The organism is Desulforhopalus vacuolatus, assembly GCF_016918505.1.
Classification (GTDB): Bacteria; Desulfobacterota; Desulfobulbia; order Desulfobulbales; family Desulfocapsaceae; genus Desulforhopalus; species Desulforhopalus vacuolatus.
The window spans coordinates 1-11,307 of sequence record NZ_JAFFPZ010000049.1 but is presented as its reverse complement, the minus strand read 5'-3'; the positions used below and the strand labels follow the sequence as shown (position 1 = coordinate 11,307).

The 11,307-nt window shown below is 49.6% G+C and carries 10 protein-coding genes and 1 pseudogene; 9 read left to right on the top strand and 2 right to left on the bottom strand.

Annotation, left to right across the window (positions count from 1 at the left end):
* The 7 genes and pseudogenes from JWG39_RS15365 to JWG39_RS15335 form a co-directional block, all read left to right on the top strand.
* Nucleotides 1-368: pseudogene (locus tag JWG39_RS15365) on the top strand (IS1634 family transposase); the annotation flags it as partial.
* 545 nt (nucleotides 369-913) lie between these two features.
* Nucleotides 914-1,462 carry a GspH/FimT family pseudopilin gene (locus tag JWG39_RS15360; protein ID WP_205220326.1) on the top strand — a complete coding sequence of 183 codons (549 nt, stop codon included), beginning with the start codon at nucleotides 914-916 and terminating at the stop codon, nucleotides 1,460-1,462.
* Nucleotides 1,463-1,500: 38 nt separating this feature from the next.
* Nucleotides 1,501-2,202 (top strand): prepilin-type N-terminal cleavage/methylation domain-containing protein, encoded by a 702-nt coding sequence (locus tag JWG39_RS15355; protein ID WP_205220325.1) that lies wholly within the window; start codon nucleotides 1,501-1,503, stop codon nucleotides 2,200-2,202.
* A 2-nt stretch (nucleotides 2,203-2,204) separates the two neighbouring features.
* The gene (locus JWG39_RS15350) at nucleotides 2,205-2,681 is read left to right on the top strand and encodes a type IV pilus modification PilV family protein (RefSeq protein WP_205220324.1); all 477 of its coding nucleotides are present in this window, start codon (nucleotides 2,205-2,207) and stop codon (nucleotides 2,679-2,681) included.
* A gap of 9 nt (nucleotides 2,682-2,690) precedes the next feature.
* Nucleotides 2,691-3,266 (top strand): pilus assembly PilX family protein, encoded by a 576-nt coding sequence (locus JWG39_RS15345; protein WP_205220323.1) that lies wholly within the window; start codon nucleotides 2,691-2,693, stop codon nucleotides 3,264-3,266.
* 25 nt (nucleotides 3,267-3,291) lie between these two features.
* Nucleotides 3,292-6,486 carry a pilus assembly protein gene (locus tag JWG39_RS15340; RefSeq protein WP_205220322.1) on the top strand — a complete coding sequence of 1,065 codons (3,195 nt, stop codon included), beginning with the start codon at nucleotides 3,292-3,294 and terminating at the stop codon, nucleotides 6,484-6,486.
* Nucleotides 6,487-6,570: 84 nt separating this feature from the next.
* Nucleotides 6,571-7,218, top strand: a complete 648-nt coding sequence (locus JWG39_RS15335; RefSeq protein ID WP_205220321.1) for a pilus assembly protein — start codon at nucleotides 6,571-6,573, stop codon at nucleotides 7,216-7,218.
* A 443-nt stretch (nucleotides 7,219-7,661) separates the two neighbouring features.
* Here the strand turns inward: JWG39_RS15335 and JWG39_RS15330 are convergent, their stop codons facing one another.
* Together JWG39_RS15330 and JWG39_RS15325 are read right to left on the bottom strand one after the other, a co-directional pair.
* A complete protein-coding gene (locus JWG39_RS15330; RefSeq protein WP_205220320.1) occupies nucleotides 7,662-7,817 on the bottom strand; it encodes a hypothetical protein in 156 nt (51 codons plus the stop codon).
* 455 nt (nucleotides 7,818-8,272) lie between these two features.
* Nucleotides 8,273-9,730, bottom strand: coding sequence for a sigma-54-dependent transcriptional regulator (locus JWG39_RS15325; RefSeq protein ID WP_205220319.1), 1,458 nt, complete (start codon nucleotides 9,728-9,730; stop codon nucleotides 8,273-8,275).
* 75 nt (nucleotides 9,731-9,805) lie between these two features.
* Here JWG39_RS15325 and JWG39_RS15320 point away from each other — a divergent pair, with 75 nt between their 5' ends.
* Together JWG39_RS15320 and JWG39_RS15315 are read left to right on the top strand one after the other, a co-directional pair.
* Nucleotides 9,806-9,991: a hypothetical protein gene (locus tag JWG39_RS15320; RefSeq protein ID WP_205220318.1), complete on the top strand. Its 186-nt coding sequence runs from the start codon at nucleotides 9,806-9,808 to the stop codon at nucleotides 9,989-9,991.
* Nucleotides 9,992-10,508: 517 nt separating this feature from the next.
* On the top strand, nucleotides 10,509-10,847 hold the full coding sequence (locus tag JWG39_RS15315) for a hypothetical protein (protein ID WP_205220317.1): 339 nt from the start codon (nucleotides 10,509-10,511) through the stop codon (nucleotides 10,845-10,847).
* Nucleotides 10,848-11,307 lie beyond the last annotated feature (460 nt).

Here is an 11,307-nt window from a genome sequence, read left to right as displayed (position 1 = left end):
TCAAGGGAGCTCCGCTCTCCTTAGATCCTGTCTTTGTCAAAAGAAATGACCAGGTTGAAGGTCTGACAAATCTTCTGAGTATAGCCTTGCGAGCCTTAACGCTGATTGAGTTTGTCGTTCGTCGAGGTTTACAGCAAAATAGCGAAAAACTCACAGGCCTCCACGCAGAAAATCCCAAGAAGGAAACGGATTCTCCAACAGCGGAAAGAATCCTGAAGGCCTATTCCCATATCACTCTGACGATCATCGAGTTAGCCGGGCAAATCTTTCACCATGTCACACCACTTTCACCGTTACAAGTAAGGATGTTGGAACTCCTTGGTCTGGGACCAGAAATCTATTCCGGCCTGGAGAGTAATTCCGGATAGTTTTTCAATTTACGCGAATGGTGAGTTATTCGTTGGCAAAAAGTTTTTCGCTGTTCCGTCTTTTGTCTTTCCCCGTCTCCCGTCTCCCCTTTTTTAATCTTTATTCTCAAATGCTTTCGCTTTCCTTCGCCCTCCTTCGCCCTCCTTCGCGTTCTTCGCGGTGAAAAACTGTTTTACCGTCTTTTGCTTTTTCCTTTCTCCCGTCTCCCTTCTCCCGTCTCCCTTTTCCTGTCTCCTGCCTGATCCAACAGTAAAAAAAATCAACAACTAAACGTATAATCCGCCAATTTTTGTCAGTACAAACCACTCTTTCCCCCGGGTTGTATTTTCCTTGTGACCACAAAAAATTGTATCCTCTCTGTGCGCCAATAAATATTTCCCCCCGGGAACACCCCCACCCAACATCTATATCATTGATGTAATGTGATAATTAAAAACACCGCATATCCCCTAAAAAACATCCTGCCATTCCATCTGCGAAATTTGGCCCAATTTTTGCATCCTGTATGATATATTCATATTTATTTTTTCCACACAGGAGCCCCATGCAATTAAAAGAGAAACAGCTGCACCCCCAGGCAGGAATAACTCTCGTTGAGATGATGGTGGTAGTGGCCATCATCGTTGTTATGGCCTTTTTCGCCGGACCGGAAATGCTGCAATTCGGCCCTAAAGCAAGATTGAAAGCAGCCTCTCGAGACCTCAGGAACAATCTGGAACTCGCCCGCATTGAGGCGGTGAAGCGCAATACAGAGGTGACGGTAAAATTCACTACCAGTAACTGCGCCACCTTTCCTCCGGTAACAGATTCCAGCTATAAAATCACCGATGAGGATGGCGAATATATCCCCCTCATGAGCAGCAGCTCCTCCAGCGCCAGCAGCGGGGACACATACACCTTCCCCGACGGCACGGCACTCTGTAACAGCAGCAACACGACAAACCTTACCTTCACCAATCGCGGCTATACAACCGCCACTGTCGATGCAACATTTGACCTGAAATCACTGGAACAAGACACAGGAGATCCCTGGTACACAATCACAGTAAGCCTCGGGGGCGCAATCAGTATTGACCGTAAAGAGTATCTTTAACCAGCCAATAAAACAAAGTTACCAGACAGGACTTTCAGATGAAAAAAATCAGCAACCGGGGCTTCACCCTCATTGAATTGATGATCACCCTGGCAATGGCAGGAATCATTGTTGCCGCCGTCTACGCTGTCTACACCGTCCAGAGCCGGGCATACGGTAAACAGGAACAGATCTTCGATATTCAGCAGACCTTGAGTGCAGCTGTTTTCCTAATGTCACGGGACATTCGCATGGCAGGCTTTCAACCGGAAGACGGAACGGGTTCAAAACCAGGGTTTACGGCAGCCACCGCGACAACACTTACTTTTGGGAAAGACCTTGACGGCGATGGAACTCTGGTTGGTTCAGAAGAGACCACCTATGAATTTCACAATGCTGCCAAAATTGCTGACAGGAAACTGACAAGAAACATTGGAAGCGGTGACCAGACCCTCGGAGAAAATATTGAAGCGGTAGAATTTCTCTACACCCTTGCCGATGGTACCTCCACGACGACTGCCACAGCCGAACTCAAAAACATTCGTGCGGTTACTATCTCTGTACTCGGCATCGCCGCCACCCCCGACGCGAGCTTTACGAATGAAAACACCTACACCCCGGGGTCCAATCTCTCTGGAATAAACTTTTCTGGCACCGTACCAACGACATGGCCCAACGGCACGAAATTCACTGCCGCCAATGATCACTACCGTCGCCGGATGCTGATTACCACCATTAACTGCAGAAACATGGGACTGTAATTATGAAAAAGCTGCAGAACGAACAGGGATTCACCCTCATAGAAATTGTTGTCGCGCTTGGAGTCCTGGCCTTCGGTATCCTCTCTCTCATGCTGCTGCAAACCTCGGGTATCAGGGGAAATACGACTGCGGATATTACCACGGTTGCCACCAACGATGCCTCTAATCAGATTGAGAAGATTCTCGGCCTTTCTTACGATGATTCTCTTCTTGAAACGACAACAGTCCGAGATCCCCTTACCAGCGGGAGCTCGGGCTGGGGAGAGAAAACAAAAAACTGGACATGTACCGGCACCGACGTTTTCTCCGATACTGGCGATGAGGTCGACCATTGTATCGCCAATGGCGATTACTCTATCTTCTGGACCATATCCACCGGTTATCCCATCCCCAATACCAAAACCATCCAGATGTTTGTCAAGCAGACGGCCAATGTTACAGAACCCGTTGTCTTTGAATATATCAAATCCAACCTGTAAGGAGATCCGATGAGTAACAGCACCTTCCGTGATAATGAGCAGGGCTTTGTCCTTGTTATCACCATGATGATTCTCGTCACCCTCACCCTTATCGGCATCACCGCTATAAGAGGCAGCAGAATTGGGGTGCAGATCGCTGGAAATGAAAAATGGTCTCAACAGAGTTTCTACCAGGCCGACGGAACGTCCGAAGTGGCCACTGAAATTGTTGAAGTAAGCGGAACCGTCGATATAAGCTCAAAAAAAGCCTATACCGACAACATCGTCATAACAGGTGAAAATATTGATATGAATACCGACGATATTGACTTTGATGACATGCCTGCCCTGGGAGATTCAATACCGTCGCCATCCCTAGTAATGCCGAAGAGTGCAGTCATCGAGAAAAAGCTCGCAACCATCCCTGCGTCCATCGTGCAAATGACATCTTCGCTCCACACATCAATCGGCGTCGATCTCAATGCTGTCCCCGGTGCCGATGCTACCCCAGGCTCAAGCCAGTCCACAATACAGATTCAAACACGGAACTACGGCACCAGAGGAAGTGTCACCGATATTGAGGTTTACTGGCTTCATGTAGATTGATAACAGAGTACAACAGGAGAAAATAATGAAAAAATACAACCGTTTGCTCTCTCTTTCCCTCCTCGGGATTTCACCCTTCCTGTTTCAGGGGACGGCACTTGCCGAGAGCACGGCCTTTGATCCAGATACCCCTTCAATGGGCGACTACACTAAAAATCCGGTTTATATCAGCTCGGGAGCCAAACCTGTCGTCATGCTTCTCCTCGACACTTCCGGAAGTATGCGTTACCTGGCGTATAACCAGAATGCCACTAATAACTTAGAGTATGACAGGAAAGATGTGGATGATTACACCGAAACGTGTAAGGCGAAGTGTACGGCGGATGAGAAGTTTGCCGAATATGGTTATTTTGATCCAGACAGCAACTACACAGACGAGATGGAGAACCCTGGTAATGCCTACGGTCGGGAGAAGCTTTTTAAGCGGGACAGTGGGGGAACATCCGGCCGAGTACTGAACTGTATATATATGCGACGGATGGATATCGCCAGAAAAGTCCTCACCGGCGGGAGTGCTGTAACCACTAAAGACGGTGACTCGGCTCTGGAAATTACCTATCCAAAAAATCCCAATGCCAATGAGAATAGCTATAGTAAAGTCCAAGTCGTAGTCGAGGAAGAGGATGGAGAGGTAAGCGGAATTATTCAATCCTTCGCCAATGATGTTCGTTTTGGACTCACTACTTTTGATACAACCGGCGAAGCCGTAGGCGGAACAGTTACCGATCCCATTGGGAGTTTAACTGATGACATTATCTACAACATAAACCATGCCATCGCATATGGTGGAACGCCACTTGCCGAATCCCTGTGGACGATTATCGGCTATTTCCAACAGAGTTTAACAGACCATTCCGCATATCAGCAGGATGGAGCTTACACAGTCAGTAACAGCTCAGATCCTTATTATAACAGCGCTCAAGAAGAAACAATCGACTGTGTACCTGCCTACGTTATTACCCTGACTGACGGAGCTCCCATGGCGGATGATATTCTTCCCTCATCGGCAATAACAACGGATGAAAGTACAGATATTATAGATGGCACCTACTACGATGATGTCAGCTGGTACGCTCATTATACGGATCTCCGCCCGGACGGTGCTGCTGATGATAAGGAAATAGATGAGGATCAAACCCTGGACATCTATAACATCTTTACCTTCGGCACTGAAGACGATGATGACGTCGCTATGAAATTGATGAATGCCTCCTCCCAGAATGGTGGTACGGACAGTGCTTATGACGCCTCCTCGGGAGAGGCCATCGTCAAAGCACTGGGGGAAATCCTCGGAGATATTACAACCAACGCTACCACAGGAACTTCCGTTTCTGTCATTCAGGGCTCGCAGGACGGCTCTGGTGCAACATTTCAGGCATCCTATTTCCCGGAAAAAGAGAGTGAAGAAGATGCAACATCCATAACATGGACAGGAGACGTACAGGCCCTCTTTATAGACTCCGCAGGGAATCTTAGAGAAGACACAGTTCATGATAATCAGCTTGATCCCACGGAAGACCGCATCTACGAAATATACACCGCTGACGATGGTACTGTCCGGGCCAAACTCTCCCTCGACGAAGATGGCGATGGAGTTCTGAGTGATGATGAAACCACCTTTTCAACGGCCGCCATTGACGAGGTCGCATATCTCTGGTCCGCCTCCGACTGGCTCAACAACAGCACCCTCGCCCCCACCACTCAGCGGAGTTACAGCGGCACCACTAAGGAACGCTTCATCACCACATGGATCGACAGCGACAACGACGGAGTGATTGATGCCGGGGAAAGAAAATATTTCACTACCGACGTCCTTGGAAAAGATGCCTTCTACGGCTACTTCCTCGGAAGCGGTATCACAAATCTCGATCTCAACGGAGACGGGAGTGTTGATCTTACCGACCTTAATAACCTGATCAACTATATCCGTGGTGAAGAGATCACAGGAATGCGCAGTCGAACCCTCAATGGCACAACATACCGGCTCGGGGACATTATTGACTCCACCCCCACCGCTGTGCAGACGCCAAGTGACAATTTCGATACCCGCTTTAACAGTACAACATACCGGAAGTTCAAACTGGCCTACGCCGATCGACGCACCATGGTGTACACCGGCGGCAACGACGGCCTTTTCCATGCCTTCAACGGCGGCTTTTTTCAATCTTCATACACCCCGACCGACGAAACCACTCCGATAACCAATAAATTCTGGCTGAACAGGGTCATCTCGGGTGATACGGTCAGTTATAATGATACTGGTCTTGACCTCGGCGCAGAAATGTGGGCCTACGCCCCCTACAACCTCCTGCCCCATCTCCAGTGGCTTACCAGGGAAGACTATGAGCACATCTACTATAACGACCTGAAACCGAAGGTCTTTGCGGCCAAACTGTGGGAAGAGGACGACGTCCATGTCGGAGGCTGGGGCACCCTGCTTATTGGCGGAATGAAATGGGGCGGCGGTCCGATCACTGTCGATGTCAATGCCGGAACCAGCGAAGATGAAGATAACCGCACCATGCGCTCGGCCTATTTTGTCTTTGATATCACCAATCCGGAACTGGAACCAGTTCTGCTCAGCGAATTTACCCTCGATGACGATGACCGCTTCAGTTTTGCCAATGTTTATCCCTCTGTCATTCCAGTGAAAAGTGATGCTGACAGTGATGATCCTGAATCATGGTTTCTCGCACTGGGAAATGGTCCAACAAATCTCAAAGGGGAAAGTGACCAGGTGGGGAAATTCATTGTTCGGCAGTTTAAGACCGATTTGGATATGGGACAGGGCCTCAGCGAGACGGGGGATCTCTGGGAAGGAATTGGTGCCTCGACTACGACGACCACAACGACAGATGAGGGGACAACAGAGGAAACTACAACACAATCTCCTGAAGTATACTTCCCCATCACGGATGAGGATGACGTCTCCATCCTGAACTCCTTCATCAGCAACCCCTATACTGTGGATCTGCAGCAGGGAGTGGTAACGGGTGCCTTTACTGCCGACGCCACCTACTTTGGAACAATCTCCGGCAGTTTTCCCGAGGATGAAAACTACTCTGGAACATGGAGTGGGAAAATGTACAGGGTTGTAATAGAGGATCTCGCAGATCTGATAACGACGACTCCCTCAGATCCGAACACATGGGAAAAAAGTGTTTTCTACGATGCAGGCGCCCCCATCAGCACCGCCCCAGTCATGGGAATGGACGACTAGGACAACTACTGGCTCTTTTTCGGCACCGGCCGTTTTTATGACATACAGGACAAACAAAAGTACGAACAAGAGGACACAACAAGCGTGGCGACCCAGTCATTCTACGGTCTGAAGGAGCCGAGCAATGATACCGTCAACCCGTACTACAGCGGCACTGTCGACCCCGACAAGATCTTAGACGTAACTAACGTAAAAGTTTACGTTGGCGACTCCGCAGAAGATTCACCGGTAACGGGGCTGGAAAATCTGGAAGAACCAATAACAAACTTCTTTGAGCTTGAAGCCGCTATGGAAAGCTCGACTTACGACGGCTGGAGGGTGGACTTTGATGCAGACAGTGGAGAACGAAACATCACCGATTCGCTGCTTGTAAGTGGCTACATTATCTTTAACACCTACTCTCCAGAATCCGGTATCTGTGATAGCGGAGGAACAAGTAATGTCTACGTCCGCTACTACAAAACAGGAACCGCATATTGGGAAGGCTCTGTGGGAGTTGACGAAACAGATGAAAATACTGATGGACTTTATCGCGCCATTGACGTCTTTCATGTAAGCGGTTTTCTCCCTAAACTCGTTTACGTTACCAGCGATACATCACAATCAGAAGATGGCAGCACGACTGGCACACTCCTTGGCCTAAGCAGTGCTTCCGACTTGCTGAGTGAAGAAATAACTCTCCCCCTTGCCAGCTCCAGCGGAAAAATATCCTGGGAGCAGATGGATGAGTAATACCATTTACATTTTGTATTAGTGGATTCAAAGACAGGGACGGGAAAAAGCAAAAGACGGTAAGACAAAGGCTGGATATCCAGCGAAACACGCGAAAGATTATCTATATAAAATGTTTTTTTTCGCCTGTTTATCCATTCGTAATCACCAAAAAAGATGCCCACGCAGTCGCGTTCTCTGATGTAACTGGGATAAGAAACTGAACGAGAAAAAACAGTGCGTATAAACGCATTGTCAGAGAGAAGGGGTTGCCTCAACAAGGCAACCCCTTTTTATGAGACAAGGTATGCCTTGTCTACACACCAGCGTTGGAACCATCGCGCCGTGCCAATTTCCTGAAATGGTGATGCAACCCCGCCGTTGTATCACTGCCCGGTTTATCGATTGTGGGGTTTGAGCAGATTAGCATTGTTTCATATTCTCGCTAACGATTGCCTTTCCCCTTACGATTGCCACACCACCGTAGAGACAAGGCATGCCTTGTCTACAACACCAGCGCCGGAACCATCGCGCCGTGCCGGTTTCCTGAAATGATCATGCAACCCCGCCGTTGTATCATTATCCGGTTTATCGATTGTGGGGTTTGAGCAGATTAGCATTGTTTCATATTCTCGCTAACGGTTACCTTTCCCCTTACGATTGCCACACCACCGTAGAGACAAGGCATGCCTTGTCTACACACCAGCGTCGGAACCATCGCGCCGTGCCAATTTCCTGAAATGGTGATGCAACCCCGCCGTTGCATCATTAACCGGTTTATCGATTGTGGGGTTTGAGCAGATTATCATTGTTTCATATTCTCGCTAACGATTGCCCTTCCCATTACGATTGCCACACCACCGTAGAGACAAGGCATGCCTTGTCTACAACACCAGCGTCGGAATTATCGCGTCGTGCCGGTTTCCTGAAATGATCATGCAACCCCGCCGTTGTATCACTGTTATACTATTTACATTTTTTACTGACCAGAGAACGCAAAAATGGATAAACAGGCTGTAAAATGATCTCATGGTAGAATCGTCCATTGTGCTGGAGATGCCCAAATTGATCGTCTCTACGGAAATCTTTTGCTTTTTCCCGTCTCCCTTCTCCCGTCTCCCGTCTCCCTTCTCCCATCCCCCTGCTTCTCAATCTCCCGAATCTTCGCCAGCAGGGACGGGTAACTCAATTCAAGAATATCCGCAGCCTGCGTCTTATTTCCACCCGTCACCTCAAGAACCTTGAGAATAAACTGCCGCTCCAGCAGCTTCTTTCCCTCCTTCAACGAATAGATCTCGGCAAAACCACCACCCGCACTCCCTTCAGCAGAAGGCACCTGCCGAGTCAGGGCGGGGAAATCCTCCTCACGCAGCTCATCCCCGTCACAATAGACAAAAGCATGCTCCACCGCATTCTCCAGCTCCCGAACATTCCCCGGCCAGCTGTAGCGCAACAGCCCGCCCAGTGCCTCTCGGGCCACCCGTTTCACAGGGTGATCCTGCCGTTCAAAACGCCGGTTGAAACGCCGGATGAAATGCTGCAGCAGCAGCGGAATATCCTTCCGCCGTTCCCGCAGTGGCGGCAGATGCAGCTCAATAACATTCAAACGGTAGAGCAGATCCTGACGAAATTCCCCCGCCGCCACCATCTCATTAAGATTGCGGGCTGTGGCCGCTACCACACGCACGTCCACCGCCTGCACCACATTACTCCCCACCGGTCGCACCTCACGCTCCTGCAACACCCGCAGCAGCTTCACCTGCAGGGCCAGGGGCAGCTCACCAATCTCATCAAGAAAGATCGTCCCCCCCTGCGCCGCCACGAAGATTCCGTCCCGGCTTTCATTCGCACCGGTAAAGGCCCCCTTCAGGTGGCCGAAAAACTCAGATTCCAGTAACTCCGCAGGAATAGACCCGCAGTTGACCGACAACAGCTCACCGCCAGCCCGGGCACCACTCTCCCGGTGCAGCCCCCGGGCGAAAAGCTCTTTGCCGGTCCCCGACTCGCCGGTAATCAACACCGTGGTTTTATACTCCGCCACCTTCCGCGCCTGCTCCTTCAGAGATTGCAGTACCCCGCTTTCTCCAATTATGGCAGAAAAGGCGTCTCCCTTCTCTCCGGAAAGCTCAGCCACCCGATTGCGCAGCTCCACGTTTTCCCGCTTCAGCTCACCCACCTCCACCGCTTTTTCAAGGGTGCGCAACATCTCCTCTGATTTGAACGGCTTGGTGATAAAATTCCACGCCCCGAGACGCATCGCCTCCACCGCCGTATCCACTGTGGCAAAGGCCGACATCATGATAATCGGCAGCGTTTCATTGCCCTCGTGGAGTCGCTTCAGCACCTCAATCCCACTCATCCCCGGCATGCACAGATCACACAGCACGACATCCACCGCATGTCCCGCACAGAACTCCACCGCCGCAGCCCCGTCCGCCAGCGCCGAAACTTCATACCCCCGGCGCGTCAGCAGCGACATCAGCATGTGGCGCATATTCTGTTCATCATCAATTACAGCGATACGAATCGGCATCTTCCCCTTCCCTCATCTTTCACAATTATACCAATCACATTTTTTACTAACCACAGAACGCAACCATCACCATTGGTGAAAAATCGATACGGCGGTGGTTTTCCGCAATGTCGTTGTAGAGACAAGGCATGCCTTGTCTACACGGTGGCGGCAATCAGCGAAATGGCGACCATCACCGATAACCCGCAAAACAATACACGCCATGTTGTCATAACGGTGAAATTATACCATTTCCATTTTGTATTGATTCATTACCATTGATGGAAAATCGGCACGGCAGTGGTTTCCCACAATGTTGTTGTGTAGACAAGGCATGCCTTGTCTCTACGGTGGCGGCAATCAGCGAAATGGCAACCATCACCGATAACCCGTGAAACAATACATGCCATATCATTACCACGGGGTGATAACGGTGACATTACACATCCCTGGTGAAAAATCGGCACAACAGTGATTCCAGCAATGGTGTTGTAGAGACAAGGCATGCCTTGTCTACACTGTGACGGGAAACGTAACGATAACAGTGGAATTACACAACCATTGGTGGGCTAAACTGGTAGTAATTCCCGGAATTATTAAGAGCAGGTACAACCGCGATTGGGCCCCCAAATGAGGCATAACTTAATAGGAATGGTATTACACATCATTGGTGAAAAATCGGCACAACAGTGATTTCAGCAATGGTGTTGTAGAGACAAGGCATGCCTTGTCTACACGGTGACGATAAACGTAATGATAACCGTGGAATGACACAATAGAAATGCCCGTTGTTCTGGAGATGCCCAAATTGGTCGTCTCTACGGAGCCTTTTCCTGTCTCCTGTCTCCCGTCTCCCTTCTCCTGCCTCCCATCTACTGGCTCACTTCAGCTGCTATGCACCGTCTACCTGCATCGCTATAAAGAATCCACCCTGGCACGGGTACGAAATGCCTGCGTGACCCCCCTCTTCGGAAACTTCCATGCCCGCCTGGAATACCTGCAGAATGAATGGAATGCTGCTGACTCCGTATCAGCCTGGAAGAAATTCCAGAAAGAGATCGACGACGGCGTTAAGGTCAACTATGGCAAGTTCGGCACTCTGCTGGCTGAGAAGAAGAAGGTCACCGGGAAGGGGTGAAGAAAGGAGACGGGAGAAAGGAGGCGGGAAAAGGGAGAAGCAAAACGCGGAAAAACCTTGCTTCACTCGCTGCTTGAACGTAGTATGAGCCTGCTTGAACGCAACATGAGCCTTAATTTGAAAATTTCGTAAATTTTGCACAAAACAAAGCCCGGAACATGCGGAAACATGACCGGGCTCTAAAACACTATCACTGCGACAGGTGATAAAACACATCAAACGGACAGGCCAAACCAGACCGAATGACGAATAAAAAGATACCTTAATCGCCCCAGACTGTCAACATATTTGACATTTATCAGCGTCTCTTTCTTTATTCCACGTTCCTTCTCGCGCCCGTCTGTTCAAAGAGGTCTTTTGAATGGATACTCCCGCACGCATAAACCTGACAACTTTTTCCAGTCCCCATATTCTTGTAAAATCATATAGCCAGGCTGATGACGGTACCCTGAAGAAGGTC